Origin of the sequence: Nonomuraea sediminis (assembly GCF_018531495.1) — a bacterium.
Lineage (GTDB): Bacteria > Actinomycetota > Actinomycetes > Streptosporangiales > Streptosporangiaceae > Nonomuraea > Nonomuraea sediminis.
In genome coordinates, this window is the sequence record NZ_JAHDTI010000003.1 from 151,299 (window position 1) to 177,070 (window position 25,772).

The 25,772-nt window shown below is 72.7% G+C and carries 22 protein-coding genes; 6 read left to right on the forward strand and 16 right to left on the reverse strand.

Translation table 11 applies throughout. The features are described from left to right. Position 1 precedes the first annotated feature (1 nt). From KIK09_RS14890 to KIK09_RS14950, 13 genes are all read right to left on the reverse strand, one after another. Positions 2-739, reverse strand: a complete 738-nt coding sequence (locus tag KIK09_RS14890; protein ID WP_214319793.1) for a phosphonate C-P lyase system protein PhnL — start codon at positions 737-739, stop codon at positions 2-4. After that, positions 736-1,551 carry an ATP-binding cassette domain-containing protein gene (locus KIK09_RS14895; RefSeq protein ID WP_214319794.1) on the reverse strand — a complete coding sequence of 272 codons (816 nt, stop codon included), beginning with the start codon at positions 1,549-1,551 and terminating at the stop codon, positions 736-738. Before KIK09_RS14895 ends, KIK09_RS14890 begins: the two co-directional genes overlap by 4 nt. Continuing rightward, complete coding sequence (locus KIK09_RS14900; RefSeq protein WP_214319795.1) at positions 1,548-2,402, reverse strand: alpha-D-ribose 1-methylphosphonate 5-phosphate C-P-lyase PhnJ; 855 nt, start codon at positions 2,400-2,402, stop codon at positions 1,548-1,550. The genes KIK09_RS14895 and KIK09_RS14900 overlap by 4 nt, the downstream gene beginning before the upstream one ends. Further along, positions 2,399-3,475, reverse strand: a complete 1,077-nt coding sequence (locus KIK09_RS14905) for a carbon-phosphorus lyase complex subunit PhnI (protein ID WP_214319796.1) — start codon at positions 3,473-3,475, stop codon at positions 2,399-2,401. Before KIK09_RS14905 ends, KIK09_RS14900 begins: the two co-directional genes overlap by 4 nt. Then, positions 3,476-4,039 (reverse strand): phosphonate C-P lyase system protein PhnH, encoded by a 564-nt coding sequence (phnH, locus tag KIK09_RS14910; protein ID WP_214319797.1) that lies wholly within the window; start codon positions 4,037-4,039, stop codon positions 3,476-3,478. Continuing rightward, positions 4,036-4,470 carry a phosphonate C-P lyase system protein PhnG gene (gene phnG / locus KIK09_RS14915; RefSeq protein ID WP_214319798.1) on the reverse strand — a complete coding sequence of 145 codons (435 nt, stop codon included), beginning with the start codon at positions 4,468-4,470 and terminating at the stop codon, positions 4,036-4,038. The genes phnH and phnG overlap by 4 nt, the downstream gene beginning before the upstream one ends. Next, on the reverse strand, positions 4,467-5,186 hold the full coding sequence (locus KIK09_RS14920; RefSeq protein ID WP_214319799.1) for a GntR family transcriptional regulator: 720 nt from the start codon (positions 5,184-5,186) through the stop codon (positions 4,467-4,469). The genes phnG and KIK09_RS14920 overlap by 4 nt, the downstream gene beginning before the upstream one ends. 71 nt (positions 5,187-5,257) lie before the next feature. Next, a complete protein-coding gene (locus tag KIK09_RS14925; protein ID WP_214319800.1) occupies positions 5,258-6,826 on the reverse strand; it encodes a PhnE/PtxC family ABC transporter permease in 1,569 nt (522 codons plus the stop codon). After that, the gene (gene phnC / locus KIK09_RS14930) at positions 6,823-7,599 is read right to left on the reverse strand and encodes a phosphonate ABC transporter ATP-binding protein (RefSeq protein WP_214319801.1); all 777 of its coding nucleotides are present in this window, start codon (positions 7,597-7,599) and stop codon (positions 6,823-6,825) included. Before phnC ends, KIK09_RS14925 begins: the two co-directional genes overlap by 4 nt. Then, a complete protein-coding gene (locus tag KIK09_RS14935; protein WP_214319802.1) occupies positions 7,596-8,513 on the reverse strand; it encodes a phosphate/phosphite/phosphonate ABC transporter substrate-binding protein in 918 nt (305 codons plus the stop codon). Before KIK09_RS14935 ends, phnC begins: the two co-directional genes overlap by 4 nt. A 74-nt stretch (positions 8,514-8,587) precedes the next feature. Next, the gene (locus KIK09_RS14940; RefSeq protein WP_214319803.1) at positions 8,588-10,075 is read right to left on the reverse strand and encodes a sodium/solute symporter; all 1,488 of its coding nucleotides are present in this window, start codon (positions 10,073-10,075) and stop codon (positions 8,588-8,590) included. Beyond that, positions 10,072-10,485 (reverse strand): hypothetical protein, encoded by a 414-nt coding sequence (locus tag KIK09_RS14945; RefSeq protein ID WP_214319804.1) that lies wholly within the window; start codon positions 10,483-10,485, stop codon positions 10,072-10,074. Before KIK09_RS14945 ends, KIK09_RS14940 begins: the two co-directional genes overlap by 4 nt. Further along, positions 10,482-11,228 (reverse strand): LytR/AlgR family response regulator transcription factor, encoded by a 747-nt coding sequence (locus KIK09_RS14950; RefSeq protein ID WP_214319805.1) that lies wholly within the window; start codon positions 11,226-11,228, stop codon positions 10,482-10,484. Before KIK09_RS14950 ends, KIK09_RS14945 begins: the two co-directional genes overlap by 4 nt. Positions 11,229-11,321: 93 nt before the next feature. On the opposite strand from KIK09_RS14950, the gene KIK09_RS14955 reads away from it, so the two are divergent. The 4 genes from KIK09_RS14955 to KIK09_RS14970 are packed head-to-tail and all read left to right on the forward strand — an operon-like array spanning position 11,322 to position 19,640. Further along, entirely contained in the window at positions 11,322-12,437 is a 1,116-nt protein-coding gene (locus tag KIK09_RS14955) for a hypothetical protein (protein ID WP_214319806.1), read from the forward strand. Then, positions 12,434-14,395 carry a CHAT domain-containing protein gene (locus KIK09_RS14960; RefSeq protein ID WP_214319807.1) on the forward strand — a complete coding sequence of 654 codons (1,962 nt, stop codon included), beginning with the start codon at positions 12,434-12,436 and terminating at the stop codon, positions 14,393-14,395. The genes KIK09_RS14955 and KIK09_RS14960 overlap by 4 nt, the downstream gene beginning before the upstream one ends. Further along, complete coding sequence (locus KIK09_RS14965) at positions 14,392-18,675, forward strand: ATP-binding protein (RefSeq protein WP_214319808.1); 4,284 nt, start codon at positions 14,392-14,394, stop codon at positions 18,673-18,675. Before KIK09_RS14960 ends, KIK09_RS14965 begins: the two co-directional genes overlap by 4 nt. Continuing rightward, complete coding sequence (locus KIK09_RS14970; RefSeq protein WP_214319809.1) at positions 18,672-19,640, forward strand: hypothetical protein; 969 nt, start codon at positions 18,672-18,674, stop codon at positions 19,638-19,640. The genes KIK09_RS14965 and KIK09_RS14970 overlap by 4 nt, the downstream gene beginning before the upstream one ends. Here KIK09_RS14970 and KIK09_RS14975 read toward each other — a convergent pair. Then, positions 19,637-20,809, reverse strand: coding sequence for a sensor histidine kinase (locus KIK09_RS14975; protein WP_214319810.1), 1,173 nt, complete (start codon positions 20,807-20,809; stop codon positions 19,637-19,639). The genes KIK09_RS14970 and KIK09_RS14975 overlap by 4 nt on opposite strands. 70 nt (positions 20,810-20,879) lie before the next feature. Here KIK09_RS14975 and KIK09_RS14980 point away from each other — a divergent pair, with 70 nt between their 5' ends. Beyond that, entirely contained in the window at positions 20,880-23,075 is a 2,196-nt protein-coding gene (locus KIK09_RS14980; protein WP_214319811.1) for an FdhF/YdeP family oxidoreductase, read from the forward strand. A 3-nt stretch (positions 23,076-23,078) separates the two neighbouring features. On the opposite strand, the gene KIK09_RS14985 is transcribed toward KIK09_RS14980, so the two are convergent. Together KIK09_RS14985 and KIK09_RS14990 are read right to left on the reverse strand one after the other, a co-directional pair. After that, on the reverse strand, positions 23,079-23,501 hold the full coding sequence (locus tag KIK09_RS14985) for an HIT family protein (protein WP_214319812.1): 423 nt from the start codon (positions 23,499-23,501) through the stop codon (positions 23,079-23,081). Continuing rightward, entirely contained in the window at positions 23,498-24,205 is a 708-nt protein-coding gene (locus KIK09_RS14990) for a DUF1838 family protein (protein ID WP_214319813.1), read from the reverse strand. Before KIK09_RS14990 ends, KIK09_RS14985 begins: the two co-directional genes overlap by 4 nt. A gap of 52 nt (positions 24,206-24,257) precedes the next feature. Between KIK09_RS14990 and KIK09_RS14995 the strand changes: the two genes are divergently transcribed. Beyond that, positions 24,258-25,772, forward strand: a complete 1,515-nt coding sequence (locus KIK09_RS14995; RefSeq protein ID WP_214319814.1) for an MFS transporter — start codon at positions 24,258-24,260, stop codon at positions 25,770-25,772.

Below are 25,772 nucleotides of genomic sequence, written 5' to 3' on the forward strand. Positions count from 1 at the left end.
GTCAACGAGCCACCTCCAGGGAGAGCACCTTGGCGGGGTCGCCGTCGGCGGCCACCCGCCCCGCGTCGAGCACGACCACCCGGGTGGCCAGGCGCTCGATCGCCTCGAAATCGTGGAAAACGGAGAGCACGGCCACGCCCAGCGAGGTGAGCTCGGCGATCATCGCGAGCACGGCCTCCCTGTTGACCGGGTCGAGCGCGGATACCGGTTCGTCGAGCAGGAGCAGCCGGGGCGGGGAGATGGTGCCCGCGGCCAGGTTGACGCGCTGCTTCTGGCCGCCGGACAGCACGGTGGCGTGCATGGCCCACAGCCGTTCGTCGATCCCGAGCCTGCGCAGCGCGACGGCCGCCGCCTCGCGCGCCTCGGCGGGATCCATGCCGCGGGCCGTACCTGATCTGGCGACGACGTCCAGCACGGACCGGCGGGGTTCCGCGCGCAGGAACTGGGAGACGTAGCCGAGCTCGCGGCCGCGCAGGTGGGCCACGTCGGCGTCGGGCAGCGTCGCGAGGTCGAGGCGCCCTTCTGCGGTGTCGAGCCAGATGTGCCCCGACGAGGGCAGGTAGGTGCGGTAGACGCAGCGCAGCAGGGAGGACTTGCCCGCGCCGGAGGCTCCGGCGAGGGCGACGTGCTCGCCGGCGGCCACGTCCAGGTCGACGCCGTGCAGGGCGCCGACGGTCCGTCCGTCGATGGTGTGCAGGGTGAAGGACTTGGTCAGGTTCCTGACGCTGAGGACGTTCATCCGCGGGCCGCCGCGACGAGCCGCTGGCTGTAGGGGTGCTGGGGGTCCTCGAGGAGCTGGTCGGTGAGGCCGGTCTCGACGACCCTGCCGTGCTGCATCACCATCACCCTTCTGGTCAGCATCTCGATGACGCCGAAGTCGTGGGAGACGACCACGGCGGCCACCCCGAGCCGTTCGAGCAGCCCGCGCAGCAGGTCGAGCACCCCGGCGGCGACGGAGGCGTCCAGGCCGGTGGTGGGCTCGTCGAGCAGCAGCACGGGCGGGTCGTTGGCCAGCGCCTTGGCGATCTGGACGCGCTGGCGCATGCCGCCGGAGAACGTCCTGACCGGGTCGTCCATGCGGTTGAGCGGGACCTCGGTCAGTTCGAGCAGTTCGGCGGCGCGGTCGCGGATGCGGCGGAAGTTGCGCGCTCCCGCGGCGGTCAGGCGCTCGGCCACGTTGCCGCCCGCGGAGATGTCGAGGTCGAGCCCGGCGGCCGGGTCCTGGTAGACGACGGCGATCCGGTCGATCCTGAGCCTGCGCCTGGCCGCGTCGTCGAGCAGGAAGACGTCGACGCCGTCCAGGTGGGCGCTGCCCGCGGTGGGCCGTTCGTCGCCGGCGACGCAGCGCATGACGGTGGACTTGCCTGATCCCGACTCGCCGACGATGCCCAGGGCCTCGCCGCGGGCCACGTCGAAGCTGACGTCCCAGGCCGCCACCACCGCGCCGGTCGCCGGCGACACCGAGGTCCCGAACTCCGGCCCCGTTCCGGCTGTGTCGCCGGTGGGCCCGTAGATGCGGCCGAGCCCCTCGACGGTGAGTGCCGCGTTCATGTCTCCTCCGTACGGCTGCGCGCGCAGTGGTCGGTGTCGCTGCACACCCACTCGACGGACCCGTCGGTCCTGGGCACCTCGACCAGGTACGACCCGGCCGAGCCGCAGTGGCGGCACGCGGCCCCGGGCGTGTGCTCCACCTGGAACGGGACGTCCTCGAAGACCAGCGGCTCCACTCTGGTGTGCGGCGGCACCGCGTAGATCCGCTTCTCCCGCCCGGCGCCGAACAGGGTCAGGTGGTCGGCCATGTCCAGCTTGGGCACGTCGAAGCGGGGAATCGGCGTGGGCGAGATCAGGTACCTGCCGTCGACCAGGCAGGGGTAGCCCGCCGACCTGGTGACCACGCCGTTGCGGACCAGGTCCTCGTAAAGGCCCACCCACATCCGCGAGTAGTCGGCCTCGGCGTGCATGCGCCGCTGCTCGCGCGCGTCGTGCTCGACCGCGCGCAGCGGCTCGGGCACCGGCACCTGCAGCACCAGCACCTGGTCGGCGCGCAGCCTGGTCTCGGGGATGCGGTGCCGCGACTGGATCACGCTGGCCTTGCCCGTGTCGGTCACCTCGGCGCAGCCGACGTGACCGGTGATCAGGCGGCGCAGGTTGGCGGCGTTGACCCCGCCGTCCTCGCCCTGGTCGATCACCTTCAGCCGGTCCTCGGGCCCGACCAGGGCGAGCGTCACCTGGAGCCCGCCCGAGCCCCAGCCGCGTGCCACCGGCATCTCCCTGGACCCGAACGGGACCTGGTAGCCGGGCACGGCCACGGCGGTCAGCGCGGCCCGCCGTACCTCTCGTTTGGACAGCTCGTCGAAGATGCCGCGGGGGCCGCCGTCGCCGGCGAGGGCCTGGAGCCTCATCGGGCCGCCACCGCCTCGCGGACGGCGCGCTTGCGGTCGAGCACCGAGCGGAAGTCGACGTAGTGCGGCAGCTTGAGATGCTCGAGGAAGCCGCCCGCCTCGATGCCGTCGAGGGTCAGCAGCACCTCCTGCTCCAGCTCGGTGCGGCCGTCGTCGCGGTGGACGAGCAGGTCGAGGCCGGCCATGGCGATGGCCTTGCGCTCGTTGTGCCCGAAGCACATGCCGTAGCCGAGGTCCAGCATGGTCCTGTCCTCCTCGGGCCGGTCGAGGTCGTCGATGGTCTCCACCTCCGTCACCCGCACCTCGGCCACCGTCACGGGCTCTCCGGTCAGCGGATGCCGCACCCGCACCGGCAGGCGGCCGTGGCGAACCTCGCCTGGGAATTCGTGGTTGTGCCTGCCCGGGCGGAACGTGTGCGAGTACCACAGATGCACGAGCGCGCCCGTCTCGGCGCGCGCCATCGCGGTCAGCCGCGCCGACCGCGGCACTCCCGGGCGGATCGGCTGCCGCGTGATGTCGTACGGCTCCGCGTCGCCTTCCCCGCGGCGCTCCACCACCATGCCCATCTCGCGGAGCAGCCCGAGCAGCCGCGGCGGCCGTCGCGGATCGTGCTCGCCGTCTGTGGGGGGCGGGTCCGCGGGGGCGGGGTCCGCGGGGACAGGGGGCTGGTCGTCGGGGAGCAGGTCGAGGAGGCGGCCGACGTAGTCGAGGGTGCGGCCGAGGAGCTGGTCGCCCGGCGGGTTGCGGAAGGCGGGAGAGATGCGGCGGACGACGCGGAGCTCGTCGGCGTGGACGGGTTCGGAGTAGGCCAGCCTCGGCAGGGTGGAGCGGTGGGCCCTGATGAGCTGGGCGGCCTCCTGAACGTCGCCCTCGGCCTGCCGCAGCGCGCGGGCGGCCAGGTCGGGAGCCCAGAGGCCGCCCTCGCCCATGACCCGGTCGACGGCGAGCCGGAGGCGGCCGGTGATCTGGTCGATGCCGAGCCGGGCGCTGTCACCGCCGTAGCGGTGGCGCCTGACCAGCTCCTCGGCGGCGAGGATGGCCTCGTGGCCGCCGCTGGCTCCTGAGTACCCCATTCAGTGGACTCCGATCTGGATGCTTCTGGGCAGTCCGGCGACGGTCCCGTCGGCGGCGACGAGGAAGGTGTCGATCCCCGCGGGAAAGTCCCCGTTGGCCGTGGCCAGCGCGGTGAAGACTTCGGTAGGCATGCCGGTGACGCCGAGGCTCCGGCTCCCGGGGACGCCGGGGCCGCTGAGCGACAGCCGTACCGTCGCCGAAGACTCGGACAGCGTGGCGACGGCGAGGATGAGGCGGGTCCCGAGCTCGGGGTGGAGCGCGTCGCCGCGGGGCATCGCGGCGATCTCCTCCGGGGTGGGCGGGCGCAGGGCGACGACCATGCGGGCCGTGCCGAGCGTGGCGACGGGCGCGGACGTGGCCAGGTGCAGGGCGCGGGCCAGGTGCTCCTCCCCCAGCACGGCCGTGGGCACCTCGACGTCGGCCAGCCCTCCCGCCACGGCCAGCGCGGGCGGGCCCGCGCAGGGCGCGATCCGTTCGAGCGTGCCGGGCCTGGCCAGCGCGTTGATGAGGGCCCTGAAGTCGGCCTGGGCCTGATCCGCGGTACGGCCGGCCGCAGCGATCATGAGAGCTCCTCGAAGGCGACGCGGGTGGTGGCGACCTCGGCCCATTCGGCGGCGTCCTCGCGGGCGCGGCGCTCGGCCACCGCCCGGCACAGGGCCTCGACCTCGGCGGCGGCGGGCAGGTCCGCGGCGGCCGCGGCGTCCAGGATCGCGGCGGCCAGCGCGGCCACGCGGTCGTCGCCGCCGCGCATGGACCAGCCGGTGGCGCCGGCGAGCTCGACCGTGCACCGGGTCACGAGCACCTCGCCCAGGTGGAAACGGTCCTCGGCGACGGGCTCCCTGACGGTGAGCATGACCATGCCGACCTCGGGCGGGTGCACGACCGACGGTTCGCCGACCTCGTCGATCAGCCGCTCGGCCAGGGGAAGCAGTTCGTCGGACGTGGCGGCGGCCAGCAGCTCCGTCCGCATGGCACGCGACAGCACGGCGGTCACGAGGGGTCCTCGGCGATCTCGAAGGCGACGTCGAGGACGTCGGGGCGGAGGTAGGTGCGGGCGTACTCGACGGGCGGGCCGCCGGCCGTGCGGTTGACGCTCTCTGCCAGCCACAGGGCCGAGCGGTTGCCGCCGGTGAGGTGGTCGGCGATGCCGGGCGGCGGCACGTCGAGGCTGATGCGGTATCGGGAGCGGGTGACGGTCAGGCCGTAGCGGCGGCGGAGCACCCGGTGCAGCGACACCTCGTCGCCGAGCTCCCTGTCGAGGTTCAGCAGGGGCTTGCGGGGCAGCACGCTGGTGGCGTAGGCGGCGACCTCGCCGTTGACGGAGAAGACGCGCTCGACCGACCAGACGGCGGCGCCGGTGGGCAGGCAGAGCCGGGCGCGCTCCTGCTCGACGGCGCGGCGCACGCCGCACGACAGCAGCCGGGAGCCGGGCTCGGCGCCCGCCATGCGCACGGTGTCGCTGAAGGAGGGCGGCACGGAGGCGGAGACCACGTACTCGACCCGTCCCCTGCGGAACGTGCCGACTCCCTGGACCCGCCGCACCAGCAGCCGGCGTTCGAGTTCCTGCAGGGCGGCGCGCGCGGCGGGCCTGCTGACCCGGAAGCGGTCGGCCAGCACGTGCTCGCTGGGCACCTGCGCGCCCACGGGCACGTGCAGCAGTTCCGCCTCCAGCACGTCGGCCATCTCCAGATAGCGCTGCGTACTTGTCATGACAAGCACCATCGCCAGCGCAGGTGTCCCGCCGGTGAACGGCGGGCGACGCCGCACGAGCGAATACCCCATCAACGCAACAAACTCCGCAAAACCGTCGATATCCCCTCAACGAACAGCACGATCGCGAAGACGGGCAGCACGATGGCGGTCACCACGTCGTAGTCGAGCGCCCTGATGTGCTGGCTGAGCGCGAACCCCAGCCCGCCCGCGCCCACGATGCCCAGCACGAAGAAGGCCCGCAGGTTGACGTCGAGCGCGTACAGCGTGGTGGCCACCAGGCGGGGCGTGAGCTGCCCGAACAGCGAGACGGTCAGCTCCTGCGCGGGTCCTGCCCCGGCCGACAGCAGCGCCTCGCGCGGGCCGCGCCGCAGTTCCTCCGCCTCGTCGGCGACGAGCTTGGCCACCAGCGCGGCGGTGAAGACGGCCAGCGCCAGCGTCCCGGCCACCGCGCCCTGCATCAGCCCGAACGCGGCCACGAAGATCAGCACGAGCAGCAGGTCGGGGATCGAGCGCAGGCCGACCAGGGCGGCGCGGGCGGCCAGCCGTACCACTGGATGGGGGGCGACGGCGCGGGCGGCGAGCAGCCCGAGCGGGACCCCGGACAGCACGCCGAGGAAGGTGGCGCCCAGCGCGATCGCGCAGGTCTCGGCCAGGCCGGGGCCGAGCAGGCCGAGGATGGGGCCGAAGTCGGGCGGCAGGAACTCGCCGATCGCGGTGACGGAGCGCAGGAGCTGCGCGGGCGAGAACCCGACCTGCCACAACGCCGCGGCGGCCAGCAGCAGGCCGCCCCACCCCGCGAGGTGCACGATGGTCCTGGCGCGCGTCCACGGCACCCGGGTGCCGGTGAACGACGGCGCGGCGACGGCGCGGCCCGCACCGAGGAGCTGGCCGCGCAGCCCGACGGACACGGCCTCGACCAGCAGCACGACGGCGACGGTGACCAGGGCGATGCCGGTGGCCTCTGGGTAGTCGGTGAAGCCGAACGCGGTCTTCAGGTCGAGCCCGATGCCGCCCGCGCCGACGGCGCCGAGCAGGACGGAGCCGCGGAAGTTGATGTCGAGCCGGTAGAGCACGGCGGCCACCCAGGCGGGCGCGACCTGCGGGAGCACGCCCGCGGTGAGCCGCTGCAGCGGGCTCGCCCCGGTGCCCGCGACGGCCTCGCGGACGCCGGTGTCGGCCCGCTCCACGGCCTCGGCGAACAGCTTGCCCAGCATGCCGACCGAGTGCAGGCCGAGCGCGAGCACCCCGGGCAGCGGCCCGATGCCCAGCGCGGCCACGAAGAACACGGCGAACACGATGTCGGGCACGGCCCGGCAGGCCACGATCACCGCGAGCGCCACCGGTCTGGCCCTGGTGCCGACGCACACGGCCAGCACCGCCGCCAGCAGGGCGGCCAGCGCGGTGCCGGCGATCGCCATCCAGAGCGTGTCCAGGACGTGGGCGAACGTGGTGGCGGGGTCGGACAGCGTGGGCGGCCACGCGCGTGCCAGCAGCCCGCCCACCTCGCCGAACCCTGCCAGGTTCACCCCCAGCACGCTGAGCGCCGCCACCCCGAGGAGCCCGAAGACCAGGGGAAAGGCCCAGGCAGCGGTACGGCGGGCGGTCCTGGGCGGGCGGAGCAGGTCGGTGGTGGTCATGACGGGCCGGTCGCGGTGCGGGCGCCGACCGTCACCTGGGCGGCGGTGTAGAGGCCGCGCAGCCGTACCTCGTCGAGCAGGCTGGTCGCCTCGTCGAGGCGGACCCTGCCCTCGCGCAGGCCGACGACCCGTTCCGTCCAGCGCAGGGCGAGCTCGACCTGGTGCAGGGTGCACACCATGGTCAGCCCGTCCTCGCGGCAGACCCGCACGAGCAGGTCCATCACGGAGGCCGCCGTCTCGGGGTCGAGCGAGGCCACCGGCTCATCGGCGAGCACCAGCTCGGGCCGCTGCAGCAGCATCCTGGCGATGGCCACCCGCTGCTGCTGCCCGCCCGACAGCCCGTCGGCGCGCGTGTAGGCGCGTTCGGCCAGCCCGACCCGGTCCAGGTGCTCGAGCGCCTCGCGGCGGATGGCGCGCGGCCAGGTGAGGATGCCGTACCGGGGCCCGCGGACGCGGCCGAGCGCCCCGCTGAGCACGTTCTCCAGCACGGTCAGCCGCCCGATCAGGTTGAACTGCTGGAACACCACCCCGATGCGCCGCCGCAGGGACCGCAGGTCGCCTCCCCTGGCGGCGGCCACGTCCACGCCGAGCACCCGGACCGAGCCGCCGTCGGGGCGCGTCAGCCCGTTGAGGTGGCGCAGCAGCGTGGACTTGCCCGACCCCGACGGCCCGAGCAGCGCCACGGTCTCGCCCTGCCGCACGGCCAGGTCGACCCCGGCCAGCGCCGACACCGTGCCGAACGCCTTCACCAGGCCGCGCACCTCAATGATCATGCCTTGGCGCACTTCGCGTTGTGCGTGGCCGCGCACACCTTGCGCACCGGGTCGAAGGCGGCGTCGGTGACGGGGACGAAGCCCCAGATGGTGGCGTCGGCGGTGACCTTGCAGGCGCCGGCGTCCTTGCAGATGCCGAGCTGCACCATGCGGTCCTTGTTGGCGTCCTTGACGTAGGTCTGGGTGATCTTGGCCTTGAGGTCGGCGGGCAGGTCGTCGCGCATCGCGACCGGCGACATCGGGATGCCGTCGGACTTCCACACCACCTTGACCTGGCCAGGCTTGAGCTTGCCCTTGTCGATGAGGATGGTGTCGACCATCGCGTTCTCGGCGAACCCGGCGTCGCACTTGCCGCCGGCGACCGACAGGACCGAGTTGTCGTGACCGCCCGCCATGACCGGGTTGACGCCGGTCTTCGGGTCGATCCCCGCGGCCATCAGGCCCTGGCTGGGGAAGAGGTAGCCAGAGGTGGAGCCCGGGTCGACGAAGCACACCTTCTTGCCCTTGAAGCCTTCGATGCCGGTGATCGGGCTGCCTGCGGGGACGAATCCGTAGCTCTGGTAGGTGGGCTTGCCGCCCTTCTCCACCATCGACGCGATGGGGGTGATCTTGGCGCCGTTGCTCCTGGCGAGCACGTAGGACAGCGGGCCGAACTCGGCCAGGTCGATCTTTCCCGACACCATGCCCTCGATGACGGCGTTGTAGTCGGTGGAGCGGACGAACTCCACCTTCTTGCCGGTGTTCTTCTCCAGCAGCGCGATGACGTCCTTGTACTCGGCGGTGGGGTCGATGTTCTGCTCGGCGGGGATGGCGGCGAAGCGCAGCGTGTCGCCGCTGCCGGTGCCGCCACTGGCGGAGGAGCAGCCGGCCAGCGCGAGCGCGCCGAGAACGGCCAGGGTGGTGGTACGCATCATGCTCGCCACGGTCCGCGCCACCAGTGATGACCAGGGCAGGTACGCCTTACGCCGCACGATCCGGCGGGTGAACTTCAGGATGACCTGGGACGCCAGTCGCCGCGGTCGAGGTCGAGGTTCTCCGGCGTGTGCAGGCGCACCATGGTCCTGGCGACCCCGGCCGGCACCCGGTGCGGCGTCAGGAACGACACCGACACCATCACGGTGAACGCGATCGGCACCGTCCAGGCCGCGGGCTGGGCCAGCAGCGCGCCCGCCGGCCCGTCGTAGGGCCCGCCGGTGATCGTCAGCAGCACCGCGGCGCAGGCCAGCCCGCCGCCGACGAACAGCCCGGCCAGCGCGCCCGTGGTGCTGAGCCGCCGCCACCAGATGCCGAGCACGAGCAGCGGGCAGAAGGAGGAGGCGGCCACCGCGAACGCCAGCCCCACCACGTCGGCCACCGGCAGCTCCCGCGCCCACAGCGCCAGCGCCAGCGGCACCGCGACGGCCAGCAGCGTGGCCTTCCTGAACGCGCCCACGCCGCCCTTCATCAGGTCCTGCGCGATGACGCCCGCCACCGACACGGTCAGCCCCGACGAGGTCGACAGGAACGCCGCGAACGCCCCCGCCGTGACCAGCGCGGTCAGCACGTCGCCGAGCGTCCCGCCGATCATCCGCTCGGGCAGCGTCAGCACCACCGCGTCGGTCCGCACCAGGTCGGGCGCGTACAGCCGGCCCAGCCAGCCGTACAGCGGCGGCAGCAGGTAGAAGGCCCCGAGCAGCGACAGCACCACGAGGGTGGTACGGCGGGCCGCCCGCCCGTCGGGGTTGGTGTAGAAGCGCACGAGCACGTGGGGCAGCCCCATCGTGCCCAGGAACGTGGCCAGGATCAGCGAGTAGGTGGAGTACAGCCCGTACTCCTTGCCGCCGCCCAGCGGCACCTGCCAGATGGCGGTGTCGTCGGGGCTCAGCGCGGGCGACCCGTCGGCCTTCCACGCCATCAGCAGGAAGACCAGCGGCACGGCCAGCGCGGTCAGCTTCAGCCAGTACTGGAAGGCCTGCACGAACGTGATCGACCGCATCCCGCCCGACAGCACGTTGACCGCCACGACCACGGCCACCAGCAGCCCGCCCGCCCAGACCGGCGCCCCCGTGACGGTGCGCAGCACCAGCCCGGCGCTCTGGAACTGCGGCATCAGGTAGAGCCAGCCGATGAGCACGACGAGCACGCTGGCGGTGCGCCGCACGGTCATCGACTCCAGACGCGCCTCGGCGAAGTCGGGCAGCGTGTAGGCGCCGGAGCGGCGCAGCGGCGCGGACACCAGCACCAGCAGCACCAGGTAGCCGCCGGTCCATCCGACGGGCAGCCACAGCATGTCGGCGCCGAACGACAGCACCAGCCCGGCCACGCCGAGGAAGGAGGCGGCCGACAGGTACTCCCCGCCGATCGCGGAGGCGTTCCACAGCGGGCTGACCGTGCGGGAGGCCACGTAGAAGTCGGAGGTGGTGCGCGAGAAGCGGATCCCGAACGCCCCGATCAGCACGGCCGCCACCACGACGACGACCACGGCGGCGAGGCTCATCGGCGGTCGACCAGGTCGGCGAAGTGGCGCTCGTTGCGTTCGGCCTGCCGTACGTAGAGCCAGGCGCCGGTGATGAACAGCGGGTAGATCAGCCCGGCGAGTATCGCCCACGGCAGCGGCACGCCGAGCAGGTCGATGTCGCGCAGGTGCGGGATGAGCAGGAACAGCAGCGGTAACCCGCCGACCACGCAGGCCAGCACCGTGCAGATGAACAGCGCGAGGCGGAACTGGGTGCGCAGCAGCGAGCGCATGTACACCTCGCCGAGGTGGGTCTGCTCGTCGATCTCGCGGGTGGCCGGGTAGCGGGGGCGGCGCGCGGCGGCGGTGCGCGGGCTGGTGACGGCGACGCGGCGGGGCGTCTCGGCGCGCGGGTACGGCACGCGGCGGGATGGACGGGGCTCGGCGCTCATTCTGTTCTCCCCTTGCGCGCCCGCCTGACCAGCAGGTCGCGCAGCTCGCGGGTGTGCCTGCGGCTGACGGGGATCTCGGTGTCGCCCACCCTGACCGTGCACCTGCCCGAATCGATGTGCAACTCGTCGATGTGCTTGACCGCGACCAGGTGGCTGCGGTGCACGCGGACGAACCCGGCCGAGGCCCAGCGTTCCTCCAGCGTCGCCAGCGGGATGCGGACCAGGTGGCTGCCCGCGGCGGTGTGCAGGCGGGCGTAGTCGCCGTGCGCCTCGACGTACACCACGTCGGCCGTGGACACGAAGCGGGTCACGCCGCCCAGCTCGACGGGGATCGTGGTGGTCTCGTCGCCCTCCACGGGCACGTCGGCCGAGACGGCCACCCGGCGGATCGCCTCGGCCAGCCGTTCTGGGCGGACCGGCTTGAGCAGGTAGTCCTCGGCCTTGATCTCGAAGGCGTCGACCGCGTGCTCCTCGTAGGCGGTGACGAACACGACCCGTGGCGGGTTGGCGAACTGCGACAGCAGCCGCCCGAGCACGACCCCGTCCAGGCCGCGCATGCGGATGTCGAGGAAGACCGCGTCGATGGGGCGGCCGTCGGCGATGGCGCGGTCCAGCAGCCGCAGCGCGGCCGCGCCGTCCCTGGCCGTGACGATCTCGCCGATGCGCGGGTCGGCGCGCAACAGGTAGGCGAGGTCTTCCAGCGCGGGAAGCTCGTCGTCCACGGCGAGAACACGCAGTCCCATACACACACATGAAAACAGACATGAGACGTCATGGCCGTCACAGCCCGATCACAGCTACGGCATGTGCCACCTTCCCGCTGTATCGTCCAGTACGTGCGTGTCCAGGCGAGGGTGGAACGCTCTGTCGCTGCCGCCGATCTGCTGCGCGGGGAGCTCGCCGCCTGGCTCGCTGCCCGCGCCCCCGATCCCGGATTCGCCCGCTTCGGCCACCACTTCGAGGTCATCGAGACGGTCATGTACAGCATGCTGTCCGGGATCCGCGCCGGGCTCACGGCCGTGACCGGGACCGACTCCGGCGCCGCCTACGCCCGATGCCACGAGCTCGACCGGAGCCTGCTGACGGTCAAGCGGCTGTTCGACTGGTACGCGCCCAAGTACGACCAGCGGCTCGACCCGGTGCGCGGCCCCGTGCTGGCGGCGGCCGACGAGATCGTGCGCAGCTGCTGGTGGCAGCCGTTCGACGTGCTGGGCAGGCGGCCTCCCCCTGGACCGCTCCCGTACCTGGATCCGCTGTTCGACGCGTTCACCACGCCGCGCCGCGAGGTGCCCAGGGCGCTGCGGGCTCCCGACGACGCGCTGGTGGCCGAGCTGGCCGACAAACTGATCCCGGTGATCTCGCTGCCCGCCTGGGCCGTGCGCGAACCCTGGTGGCTGGTCGTGGCCGCGCACGAGACGGGTCACCTGGTCATGCACGACCTGGACCTGGCCTACGAGGCCACGGCGGCGGCGGGCGACTGGGCGGACGAGGTGTTCGCCGACGTGTACTCGGCGCTGATGGTGGGCCCGGCGGCGGCCTGGCTGGTGGACGAGCTCATGCACGGGCTGCCGGTGGACGGCCTGTACTACCCGCCGCTCGACCGGCGGCTGGCGATCATCGGGCTGTCCGATCCGCTGGCCTCGGCGATGCTGGAGCTGACGGTGGACGGGCATCGGCTGGCGTCGCTGGCGGGGGCCCTGGACGGGCGCCTGGTGACGGCCTGGACGTCGGCGCTGGCCTCCGACGATCCGACGATCACCAAGGTCCGGTCGCGGGACGCCGCCCGGGCGATGATCGCCGCCGGGGTGGCCGCGCCGCCCGGGCCTGCCGTACGGCGCAATCTCCTGACCTACCTGCCGAAGTGCGGACCGCCGGGGACGATGGGCTCGGCGCCGCCCGCGGGCGACGTCCGCGCCCTGGCCGACCGCCTGACGAGGCGGGTGCTGCGATGAGCCTTCCCCGCATCGTGATCACCCCTGCCGGAGGACAGCTGCTCCGGCAGCTTCCACCACCCGGCCAGGTGGACGGGCAGCAGCTCTTCGACGCGCTGCTCGGGCCCGAGCTGTGGGAGCGGATACTGGGGCTGCCGGAGGTGCGCGCGAGCCGGGGCGTGGAGCTGGCGCTGGAGCTGCCGATGTCGCTCCAGGGGCATCCGTGGGAGGCGATGCACGACGGCGATCGGCCGTTGGGCGCCAACCCGGGCCTGCTGGTGGCGATCACCCGGCGGGTGGACTCGGACGCGCCGCTGCCCGGCCCGGTGGCGGGCGCGCCGCGGGTGCTGTTCGCGTCGGGGGCCAAGCTGACCGAGCCGGTGATCCTGCCGGGCGCGATGTTCCTGGGACTGCTGCGCGAGTGCGAGTCGGACGGCCTGGCACTGGCCCGGGTGGCGGACGACCTCGACGCCGACAGGCTGGCCGCCCGGTGTGAGGCGTTCCGTCCTGATCTGATCCACCTGGTGGCGCACGGCAGGCTGGACGAGGACGGCGAGCTGCTCGTCGAACTGTCCGGCACGCCCGTCACCGCCGACCAGCTGGTGGCCGCGCTGCTGCCGGGCGCGCGCAGGCCGCTCGCCGTGGTGCTGAGCGTCTGCCACACGGCGCGGCTGAGCCCGGCCTCGCTGGCGGCGAAGCTGATCGGCGCGGGCGTGCCGATCGTGGTCGCGATGGACGGCGAGGTGGCCGAGCCCGCCTGCCGCCTGTTCTCCAAACGCCTGGTCAGAGCGCTGCTGAACGGCGACGGCGTGGCCGAGGCCGCCGCGCACGGCCGCCGCGCGGCGCTGGTGGGCGAGCCGGACCCCGGCACCCGCGACGACTGGGCCAGGCCGACCGTCTACACGGCGGCGTCGCTGCCCGCCTCCTTCCGCCCGGTCGACCCGGCGCCCGCGCGCCGGGTGCTGGAGCAGGCCAGGCAGCTCGACCTGGCGCAGCAACCGGTCTACATCGGGCGGCGCGCCATCTTCGACCAGGTGGACCGGCTGCTGCCTGCCGGGCCGGGGCTTCTGGTGGCCTACACCGAGGGCGGGTTCGCCAAGCTGGGCGCGACCCGGCTGCTGCGCGAGATCGGCTTCCGGCTGCTGCACGCGGGTCACGTCCCGCTGCTGCTGGCCCCGCACACGCAGCACACCGCGCCCAGGACGTTACGGCAGGCCGTGGCCGCCGTGCTGAAGGCGGCGCTGGACGCCTGCGACCGGCTCGGCCTGCCCGCCCCTCCCCTCGGCACCGTCGCCGTGGGTCTCCCGCCCGGCGCGGCGAGCCCGCCGGGCAGCCCGCGGCGCGGGGTGGTCGCCTTCCGCGACGCTCCCGGCGCGCTCGACCTCGACGTCGTCGGGGAGGCGCTGGCCGCCGACCTCGCCGCGCTGGCCGCGGTCGCCGGGGAACGGCTCGGCCTGCCGTACGGTGACCACACGCGGGTCGTGGTGCTGGCGGAAGGGCTGCACCTGTGGCTGGGCGCGCTGGGGTGGATCGAGTCGGAGCCGCCTGGCCTGCTCGACCTGGTCACGCCGAACGGGCTGGGCGGCGCGGCCAGCCCCGTGCCGGTGGTGGCCACGGCGGCGCTGGACCAGTGCGTGCCGTTGAGCACCTTCAAGGCACAGCGACCCGGGATGGGCGCCTACCGCTTCGAGCCGCTCACCGCGCTGCCCGACGACGAGGCGATGCTCGGCTACCAGTGGGTCCTGCTGCAGGCCTGGCATCCCGACGACCGCTACAGGAAGGTGTGGGTGGCGGCGCCCGGGCACGACAGGGAGGCGTTGCGGGCCACCTTCAGCAGGCACCTGCGCGGGCACCCTGCCGGGGTGGCCGACACGCTGTACTTCCTGGTCGACGTGCTGGCCGAGTGGAAGCACTTCGTCGCCCACGACGACGAGGCGGCCTGGCGCGTGTACGCCGAGCTGAACCGGCTGGCGCCATGAGCATGCCGGAGCAGACCCTGGAGGAGCGGCTGCGACAGCGCCGCTTCGCCGGCTACCCGTCCCACCACCTGGCCTTGCTGGCGTTGATCCCGCTGTGGGACGACGAGCTCGCCGAGGTGGCCGGCCTGGCGCCCATGCCCGACTCGGAGCTGGTGGAGAGCACCACCGTGCTGCGCGAGGACGGCTCCGAGGAGCGGGTGTTCTGGATCCGCGAGAGCGTCCGTCCCGAGCTGGGCGCCTACTTGCGTGCCATGGTTCCCGAGGTGCTGCGCATGGCGGTGGAGACGGCCGAGGCTCTCAGCGGGCTGATCCCGAAGCTGCGTCACTCGCTCCTGGCACTCGAGGACGACCCGTCGGGACTGCGGCTGCTGTTCGAGGTGGAGCGGCTGGTCGAAGGCGGCGCGGTGCCCGAGGCGGCGCGGCTGGTGGCCACCGCCAAGGCGGTCGCGGAGGTCGTCGGCGGATACCGGGTCGGTTCCGCGCGGCGCGCCGAGTGGCGGCTGGCCAGGGCCGCCAGGGAGGCGGAGGACGCGCACTATCTACGGCACTACCAGCCGCGCGAGGAGATCGAGGCCGCGGTCAACGGAGCCGATTCCTGGGCCGTCCACCTGCTCGGGCCGGGCGGTTCCGGCAAGACCATGCTCATCAGGCACCTGGGGCTGCGGACGGCGCGGGTGGACTTCGACCACCTTGACCCGCGCTACCCGGAGAACCGGCCAGGTGAGATGTTCCTGGCGCTCGCGGTCGACCTGCTCGGCTGGGTGGGCGATCGGCTGAGCGACAGGCGGTACACCCGTTTTCTTGACGCCGTGAACGACCTGCACGAGGAGTTGGACGCCACCACCCGCGTCGAGGCGCGCGTTGGGGAGCTGAGGGAGGAGATGGTCAGGGCGTTCGCGACGTTCCTGCGTTTCATCCCTGAGGATGTGGTGCTCGTCCTGGACACCTGCGAGGAGCTGGCCAAGCTGTACCCGCTCGGTGAGCCCGCGCCCGGCATCGACGTCACCTTCGAGCTGCTCGAGCTGCTGCACGAGCAGTTGCCGTCGCTGAAGGTGCTGCTGGCGGGCCGGCGCTGGCTGGTGCCGCCGGCCTCCGGCGACGCGCCCGCCGGTCCGCGGCTGCGGCCGCGGCCGTACCTGCGGGTGATCCAGGTCGGCGGGTTCTCGCCGGCCGAGGCCGAGCGTTACCTGGCGGCCCGCGAGGTCCGCGACGCCGACGTGGTGCTGGCACGTGCCAGGTCCGGCGACGAGTACAACCCGTTCGACCTGGCCGCCTACGCCGACTGGCTGCTCGCCGAGCCGGACCTGGACGCGCGGGAGCTGCTGTCCGCGCCGGGCGACCCGTACGTCAGGCAGCGGATCATCGGCCGCATCAAGGACCCGGCCGTGGCGCGCTGCCTGGGCGTGGCCGCCGAGCTGGGCACGATCGACCGGTCCCTGGTCGGCGAGGTCTTCGGCGAGCTGGGCGTCGAGGCGGAGGCGGTGCTGGCCGAGCTGGCCGCGCAGGAGTGGGCCAGGGTCCGCGCCTACACCGCCGACGGGCGGCCCGCGCTGGTCGAGCTGGAGCCGAACCTGTGCGAGCGGCTGCGGGCCGAGACCGCGACCGATCCCGGCCGGTTCCCCGTGCACGAGACCGTGCTGGGCTCGGCCGCCGCGCACGCCATCGACGCGGCGCCGTCGGTGGCGGAGGTGACCACGGGGACCGTGCTGCCGGCCGTACGGTTCCTCGCCGAGCGGGAGGCGGTCGCGCTGTGGCAGCGCGTCGAGGACCGGGTCGTGGCCGAGGGCGCGTGGGGGTGGGCCGAGCAGGTCGCCGCCCGCGCGGCCGCCGCCTGCTCGGGAACGGTCCTGGCGGCCGTGCTGTCGACCCAGGCCGCCTGCCGCATTCACACCGGCGCCGGCGGGGTCGCGCCGCTGTGGCGGCACGTCGAGCGGATCGGCTCCCCCGGGCAGCGCGACCGCGCGCTGCTCGGCCGGGTGGCCGCGGGCGACATCGAGGGGATCGACTTCCCTGCCGAGCTGCGCAGGATCGTCTCGCACGGTACGGCTCCCGCCGCGTCGATCGTGGCGGCCGTGGACGGGTGGATGGCGGATGGTAGTACCGCTCCGTGGGCGGAGCTCCGGGCGGTGACGGCGTTGACGGACGATCCTGCGACACGCTCGTTCGCGCTGGACCAGGCGGCGGCGCTCGCCTTGATGGCCGACGCCGAGTTCACGGCGCTCGACCTGGCGGAGGAAGCGCGCCTGATCGCGCTGGACGTCGTGGGATACCCGGTGGCCGCCGACCATCCTCCGGCAGGGGACGCGTGGGCCAGGGTGGAGCTGGTGCGGCGGCTGGCCATCGGCGACAGGCAGGAGGAGCGGCCCAGGATGAGCGAGGCCGGGTCTCCCGAGGCCGATCGCCTGCGCGCGCTGGAACTGCTGTCCTGGAAGGCGTCCCGCCAGCTGCTCGACTCCTTCGCCCGGGTCGACCGCTACCTTCCCGGGCCGGTGACCTCGTGGGCGGCGCGGCAGGTCAAGCCCTTCGTCGTCGCGCTGGCCGAGGCGTACGTGTCCATCGGCGAGCACGCCAGGGCGGCCGAACTGCTGCGGGAACGGCTCGAGGAGGCGCTGACCGCGGGCGACGACCCTGACACGGTCGAGGCCTGCCAGCTCGGGCTGCTCATGGTGTGCCGGCGGGCCCGCTCGCTCGACCACTACCCGGCCGTCAGGGAGCTGGCCCGCACCGGCTCACCGGTGTGCCGGTCGGAGGCCTGGATCACGCTCACCCTCGTGACGGGCCAGCGGCCCGAGGACAACATCGAGACCGGCTCGGTCTACGCCGCCTGGCGGTGCGGGCTGAACCTCTGGCCCGGCTACATGATCGAGGACGAGGACGGCATCCCGCCCGCCTGGACCCGGCAGGCGCGGTTGGAGCACGAGGTCGACCAGGGCTTGGCGCCATCGTCCCGCCTGGAACCGCCGCTGCCGTTCGCCGCCACCCGCTTCCGGTGGCTGCGCGGGCTGCGCACCCTGGAGTACGCCGAGGTGCTCGCCCTCCACCTCCCCGGCAGGGCCGCCGAACTGCTCCACCAGGCGGCCGAGGACCTCGGCGTCAAGACGGAACTCGGGAGGCAGGCCATCCGGCTGGCGAACGCCGCCGAGGTCGGCGACCAGCAGATGCACGAGCTCCCGCCTCCCGACGCGGAGCCCCGCCCGACATACCCAGACCTCCCGCAGGAGAGCCCGGGACAGCTTTCCGGGTGGAAGCCGCCTCAGCAGCGGGTGCCGGGCTGGATCATCGTGGCCGGATGGACGATCGGCTCCGCGGTGGCGGCGGTCGCTCTGCTCGTGGCCATGTTCTTCGCGTTCCCCCCCATTTGGGGCCGGGGCGATGTGGACATGTTGCCGATCTACGCCTTCTACCTGGGCCCACCCATCGCCGTGCTGGCCATCGGCACCGGGGTCGCCGTGTGGCGGTCCAACCTGCTGGCACGCGGCATGACCGCCGCGGTGCACCCGGACGGTGCAGTCTCGCTCACCAGACACACCTACGCGCGTTGGGGCGGCCCGGCCTGGCGCAGGTTCGGGTTCGGCATCTCCCCGCCGCGCCCCCGTGCTGCAGGTTCCAAGGTGAGCCGTCTGGCCCATGCAGTCCTGATCCATGCCGACGTGGACCTGCATACCGCCCCGGTTGAGCACCGGGTCTTGGGGCACCTCCCCGACCTGCCCGCCGTGTTCCGGTCGATGCACTCCGCGGCCCGGCTCGAGGCGGACAACGGCTACGACTACCAGGGGCCCGACCATGTGCCGCGGTTCCAGGGCGTCAAGCTTCGCGGCCGGCGGACGCATCTGATCGGCACTCCGGTCGACACCAGGGACGGCATACGGCTGCGCGTCATGATCGACGTCGAGCCCACGGTCGTGTCCGCCAGGCGCGAACGGCTCCGGGCTCCGGAGGGCCTGGCCAGGCTCTACGTCCTCCAGGCGGAGCCCGTGGACGGGCCGCCCCGGCCGTTCGACGAGAAGGAGCGCGACGGGTTCCTGGCCTTCGCGCGGGCGCTCTGCCGCGCGGGGACGCCGGCCGTACTGATCACCCCGCCGTTGCCCGACCAGGCCGCGAGCAAGGCCGTGGAGATCTGTGCGACCTGGAGGATCGCCAGGCAGGAGGTGGTCGACGGGCGCCGGATGCTCAAGCTGCAGCGGCGGCTGCGCGAGATCGTCGCCGAGGCCGGGGGCGATGTCCGGGCGATGTGCGATGTGATCCTGTTCCTCCCGACGGAAAGCAAGGAGGCTCGATGAGCCGTATTTCCCAGTGGTTCAGCGCGCGGGCAGAGCACACGCATCTGGCGTTCCTGCCGGAGCCCGGCTCGAGGCCGCTGCTGCCCCGCGAGGGCTACCTGCGGGCCTGGCTCGTCGAGGGGTACCTGGCGCAGCGCAGGACCTGGGGAAACGACCACTACCCCGCCCTGCACGGCGGCGTCACGCTGACCTTCCTGGGCGCGCAGCCCAGCGCCTTCACCGCCGTGACGACGCCCGCCTGGTCGACCCCTGGCGTCCACCTGGACCTGCCGATCTCGCCGCTGCTGCCGTACAACGGCGGCGTGGTCAGCGTCGAGGCGGGCCTGTTCCAGGTGTCGCAGCGCGGCCCGCTGGCCGCGGCGGTGCAGGTCCTCGGCAAGCTCGCGGCGCTGGTCGGGCCGCCGCTGTCCACGGCCGCCACGATCGCGGAGAAGATGTCGGAAGGCATGGACACCGTGCTCGAGGCCACCGGCGACCAGCCCACGCTGGGCGTGCACTGGAGCATGGTGGCGCCGGGCGGCGCGGGCCGCCCGGTGCAGGCGGGCCACGTGGTGGTGCTGGACGCGCCGGAGCCGCCGGGGCCGCTGGAGATCGTCGACGGGAGGCTGCGCGCGGGAGGCAGGCCGGTCGAGCTGGACTACCTGGTGATCCGGCTGGAGACCAGGGCCGAGCACGACTCCCCCATCACGCCCGAGCTGGCGCAGCTGATGCGCCGGGCCATCGAGGCCGGGCTGCGCGGCGAGGTGGAGTCCATGGACGCACTCAGAAAGGAGGCCGTCATCAAGGCGTGGAACTGTGCCGACCTGGTGCCCAAGGACGCCCGCCGGGTCGCCAAGCTCATCCACGACGAGATCGACACGGCCAGGCCCCTGGGCGTCGTGCCCACCGAACGGCTCGTCGCCCGGCTGCCGGCCCGCGACGATCCCGAGCTCAAGCGGCTGCGCCTGTCGGACCTGCTCGCCTAGCGGACCGAGACGCCCGGGCGGTACTTGGGCAGGCGGATGTTCACCTTGGTGCCAGCGCCCTCCTCGGTCTCGACGACGAGCCCGTACTCGTCGCCGTAGACCTGGCGCAGGCGTTCGTCGACGTTGGCCAGCCCGACCCCGTTGCCCTCGGCTCCCGCCAGCACGCGGCGCAGGCGTTCCGGCGCCATGCCCAGTCCGTCGTCCTCGACGCTGATGCGGCACTCCGCCCCGGCGTCCTCGGCGATGATCGTGATGCGCCCGACCCCGTCCTTGCTCTCGAGGCCGTGCCGTACCGCGTTCTCCACCAGCGGCTGCAGGCACAGGAACGGCACGGCCACCGGCAGCACCTCGGGCGCGATGCGCAGCGTGACCTGCAGCTGGTCGCCGAAGCGGGCGCGTTCGAGTATCAGGTAGCGGTCGATCGAGCGCAGCTCCTCGGCCAGCGTGGTGAACTCGCCGTGGCGGCGGAAGCTGTAGCGGGTGAAGTCGGCGAACTCGAGCAGCAGCTCGCGGGCCCGCTCGGGATCGGTGCGGACGAACGAGGCGATCGTGGTCAGCGAGTTGTAGATGAAGTGCGGCGAGATCTGCGCCCGCAGCGCCCGCACCTCGGCCTCCATCAGCATCGTCCGCGAGCGGTCCAGCTCGGCCAGCTCCAGCTGGGAGTCCACCCACCCGGCCACCTCCTGCGCGGCCCGCACCAGCCCGGCCGAGGAGTGCGGCCCGTAGGCGGCCAGCGAGCCGATCACCCGGTCGTCGGTGGTGAGCGGGACCACGACCGCGTGCCTGATCGGGCATTCGAGCAGCTCGCACTCGATGGCCAGCACCTGGGTGCGGCCGTCGCGCAGGGTGGCGGCGGCGTGCTCGAACGCCTCGCGGGCGTGGTGCTCGCCGGCGCCGTCGTAGACCAGCAGTTGCTCGCCGTCCGTGATCGCCAGCGCGGGCGAGCCGAGCAGTTCGCGCAGGTGACGGGAGGCCTTCAGGGCGCCCTCCGCCGTCAGCCCCGCCCGCAGCGGCGGCGCGGCCAGCGACGCGGTGTGCAGCGTCTCGAACGTGGCCCGCTCGGCCGGGCTGGTGCCCAGGTCCCTTCTGCCCCGTACGACCCGCCACAGCACGATCGCGGGCACGCCCACGAGCACCGCCACGACCACGACGCCGACCAGGTACTCCACGGGCGGAGCCTACCTTGACGCCTTTCCCTGCCCGGTTCTACGTTCCGAGTAGGGGGCAAGGAGCGATGTCATGAGGAACTGGGCCAGCCTGAAGCCGTTCGGGCTCGGCGAGCAGAAGCCCAACAACTACCTCGAGATCTGGAAGGCTTTCCGCGAGAACCGAGGTCAACGCCGCTTCGCCTGGCGGATCCTGCGCGACGGCGCGTGCGACGGCTGCGCGCTCGGCACGAGCGGCATGCACGACTGGACGATGGACGAGATCCACCTGTGCAACGTCCGGCTCAGGCTGTTGCGGCTGAACACGATGCCGGCGCTCGACATCCGCCTTCTGGCCGATGTTTCGGAGATTTCCGGTAAGTCGAGCGCGGAGCTGCGGGATCTGGGACGCCTGCCGTACCCGATGATCAGGCGCGCGGGAGAGCCCGGCTTCACCAGGATCGGCTGGGACGAGGCGCTCGACCTGGCGGCCGACAGGCTGCGGCGGGCCGGGTCCGACAGGTTCGGCATGTACATGACGAGCCGGGGCGAGCCCAACGAGAACTACTTCGCCGCACAGAAGGCGGTGCGCGCGCTCGGCGGCAACTCCATCGACAACGCCGCGCGCGTGTGCCACTCGCCGTCCACGTTCGCGCTCAAGGGCGCGCTCGGTGTGGCGGCGACCACGTGCTCCTATACCGACTGGATCGGCAGCGACCTGATCGTCTTCATCGGCTCGAACGTGGCCAACAACCAGCCCGTCGCGATGAAGTACCTGTACCACGCCAAGAAGAAGGGCACGAAGGTCGCGGTCGTCAACACCTACCGCGAGCCGGGCATGGACCGGTACTGGGTGCCGTCCAACCTGGAGTCCGCCGTCTTCGGCACCCAGATCACCGACCGGTTCTTCCTGGTCAACGTGGGTGGCGACATCGCGTTCCTGAGTGGCGCGCTCAAGCACATGATCGACAACAAGTGGGTGGACAGGGACTTCGTCGACGCGCACACCGTCGGGTTCCCCGAGCTCGAGGCCGCTCTGGCCGAGCGCTCGTTCGAGGAGCTCGCCGCGGTCTCGGGCGCCTCGAGCCAGGACATGCTCGAGCTGGCCAGGATGCTCGGCGAGGCGCGCACGGCAGTGCTGGTGTGGTCGATGGGGGTCACGCAGCACGAGTTCGGCGAGGACAACGTCCGGGCGATCGTCAACCTCGGCCTGAGCAAGGGCTTCGTAGGTCACGAAAAATCCGGACTTATGCCGATCCGCGGCCACAGCGGCGTGCAGGGCGGCGCCGAGATGGGCGCCTACAGCACGGCGCTGCCCGGCGGCCTCGCGGTCACGCCGGAGAACGCCGCGAAGTTCCGTGACCTGTGGGGATTCGAGGTGCCCGCCGAGCCGGGCCTGACGGCGCCGCAGATGCTCGACGGCGACCTGGACGTGCTGATCTCCAGCGGCGGCAACTTCCTGGAGGTGCTGCCGGACCCGGCACACAGCAGGGAACGCCTGGCCCGCATCCCGCTGCGGGTGCACATCGACATCTGCCTGTCCAGCCAGATGCTGGTCGAACCGGGCGAGACGGTCCTGCTGCTGCCCGCGCAGACCCGCTACGAGATGATCGGCGGCGTCACCGCCACCTCGACCGAGCGCCGCATCATCTTCTCCCCGGAGATCCCCGGCCCGCGCGTGCCCGAGGCCTGGCCCGAGTGGAAGATCACCACCGAGCTGGCCGCCCGCGCCAGGCCCGAGATCGCGGCGCTGGTCCGCTACACCGGCACACCGCAGATCCGCGAGGACATCGCCCGCGCCGTCCCCGCCTACCAGGGCATCGAGACACTCACGGCCAAGGGCGACAACCTCCAGTACGGCGGGCCGCTGCTCTGCCGTGGCTGGAACTTCCCCACCCCGGACGGCAAGGCCCACTTCTCCCTGGTCGAGGTGCCCGCCATGGACCGTCCCGACGGGACGTTCGTGGTGTCCACCCGCAGGGGCAAGCAGTTCAACTCGATGGTCCACGAGCAGCGGGACTCCCTGACCGGCGCCACCCGCGAGGCCGTCCTGATGAACCCGCTCGACGCCGACCGGCTCGGCCTGTCCGACGGCGACCGGGTCACGCTCAGGAGCGCACGCGGCGAACTGTCGTGCCGCGTCTCCCGCGCGCCGGTCGCGCCCGGCAACCTGCAGGTGCACTGGCCAGAAGGCGAGGTGCTGATCGACCGCACGAAGCACTCGCCGCAGGCCGGCATCCCCGACTTCAACGCGGTCGTGACGGTCGAACCCGCCGCGCCGCGCTCCTGACCCTCAGGAGACCGGCCGGCCGCCGATGGCCTTGGTGATGCGGTCGGCGTAGGACCTGGCCTCCTCGTCCGACTCGTACTTGGTGCGCGGCCAGAAGAAGCCGCGCAGCCCGTCCTTGCGGTTGCGCGGCACCACGTGCACGTGCAGGTGCGGCACGCTCTGGCTGACGCGGTTGTTGAGGGCCACGAACGTGCCCGCCGCCTCCAGCGCCTCCTCGACCGCGCCCGTGACGAGCTTCACCCGCTCGAAGAAGGGGCCGACGTCGGCCAGGTCCGTGAGCGTCTCGACGTGGATCCGCGGCACGACCAGCACGTGGCCCTTGAAGACCGGGCGCGCGTCGAGGAAGGAGACGGCCACCTCGTCGGAGTGGACGACGAAGGCAGGCCGCTCTCCCGCGATGATCTCGCAGAACAGGTCGGTGCTCACCGCCCGACTTTATCCGCGAAAGCCGTCCAGCTCGTCATGTTCCTCCCGCCGAACTCGGTGGGGGCGTGCAGGAAGCGCTCGCCGGCGAAGGACCTCAGCCGTTCGGGAACCGTGGCGACCTTGGCGCCCCGGCAGTGGTAGACCAGGCCGCCGCCGCGCTGCCCCATGGCCATCCACGGCAGCCAGGGCGAGACGCGGCACCACGAGAACACCGCCGGCACATCCGGCATGTCCGACTTCAGATCGGACTCGGCCACGAAGAACTGGAAGAGCTCGAGAGCCCGGTAGGTGTCGTTGGCCGAGTTCTCCGGGAACTTCGCGACCGGAAGGGGCGAGGGGTAGGCGAGCCGGATGTCCACGTTGAAGACCACCTGGTCGCCCAGCGCGGTCGTGGGGACCGGGTAGTTGCCCAGGCGCTGGTTGACCGGGTCGTTGAAGACGTGCTGGACCTCGACGGTCTTGCCGGTGATCGGGTTCTCCCAGTCGGAGAGGATCTCGCGGCTGCGCGGATCGAGGTAGGCGGCGGCCTCGCGGGTCAGCAGCTGCCACCCCTCGTCGGTCTCGACGGCCCTGGCCACGTTGATCCCCTCGAAGCCGAACAGGTGGTGCGGGCCGTCGTCGTCCTGCCAGCCGTAGACGTCGCCGGTCCACCACGAGATCGTCTCCGCGCCGTCGGCCGACGCGCGCACGCGAATGAAGTCCATGGCCGGAAGCCTCCCATATTTTTCTCGACACTGTGTTGCTATCCTTGGCGACATGGTGTCGCTAACTGAGCGAACCCGTCAGGGCTGGCTCCCCCTCTTCGTACTCGCCGTCGGCATGTCGATGATCATCATCGACGCCACCATCGTGAACGTGGCCGTCCCCGCGATCCTGGCCGACCTGCGGTTGTCGGCCACGGACGTGGAGTGGATCAACTCGATCTACTCGCTGATGTTCGCCGCCCTGCTCATCCCGCTGGGCCGCACCGGCGACGTGCGGGGCAGGCGGCGGATGTTCGTGCTCGGCCTGGTGGTCTTCCTGGCCGCAAGCGCGCTGGCGGCCGCGTCGGTGAGCGGGCCGATGCTGATCGGCGCCCGCGTGATCCAGGGCGTCGGCGCGGCCATGGTCGTGCCGATGACGCTGGCCACGATCAACGCGGTCTACACCGGCTCGCGGCGGGTGATCGCCTTCGCGGTGTGGGGTTCGGTGATCGGCGGCATGGCGGCGGTCGGGCCGCTGCTCGGCGGCTGGCTGGTGACCGACCACGGCTGGCGGTGGGCGTTCTGGGTGAACCTGCCGATCGGCCTGCTCGTGCTGGCCGGCGCGACCCGGGTGCCCGAGACGCGCGACCCGTCGGCCGGCGGCCACGACGTGCCCGGCGTGCTGCTGTCCACGGTGGGCACGTCGTCGCTGGTGTTCAGCCTGATCGAGAGCCAGCGCTACGGCTGGGGCGGCTCCTCCCCCGTGCCTTACGCGTTCGCGCTGGCCGTACTGGCACTGACGGGGCTGGTGCTGGTCGAGCGTTCCCGCGCGCGCCGGGGCCGCCCGGTGATGCTCGACCTGTCGCTGTTCTCGATCAGTTCGTTCCGGTACGGCGGGGCCGCCGCGACCGTGGTCGCGCTCGGCGAGTTCGGCATGATCCTGGTGCTGCCGCTGTTCCTGCAGACGGCCATCGGGTTCACCGCCTTCCAGACCGGGCTCATCATCGCCTCGCTGGCCGCGGGGGCGTTCCTGTCGGGCGGGATCGTGCCGCGGCTGGCCAAGCTGATGCCGGCGCGCCGGATCGTCCAGCTCGGCCTCCTGTGCGAGGCGGCCGGCGCTGCCGCGATCGGCCTGGTGGTCTCCCCTGGCCTCGGGCCGTGGACGTTCGTGCCGTGGCTGGCGCTCTACGGCCTCGGCGTCGGCTTCGCCTCCGCGCAGCTGACCAGCGTGATGCTGGCCCAGGTGCCGTCGCGCCAGTCGGGCCAGGCCTCCGGGCTGCAGAGCACGATGCGCCAGGTCGGGGCCGCCATCGGCGTGGCCGCGCTGGGCGGGGTGCTGGTCACCGGGCTCGGCGGGGCGATGGAACGCCACCTGCCGGACCGGCCGGACCTGGCCCGCGCCGTCAGGGATTCCGCAGGCGCGGCGATCGCCGGCATCCGCGAGCCCGCCACCCGCGCGGCCGCCGTCGAGGCCTCGGCGGAGGCCACCCGGCGGGTGTCGCTCGTCACCGGCGCGGTGCTGCTCGCCGGGGTCGGCGCGGCACTGCTGCTGCCCGATACTGGGGGGAGACGACGCGAGGAGGAGTGA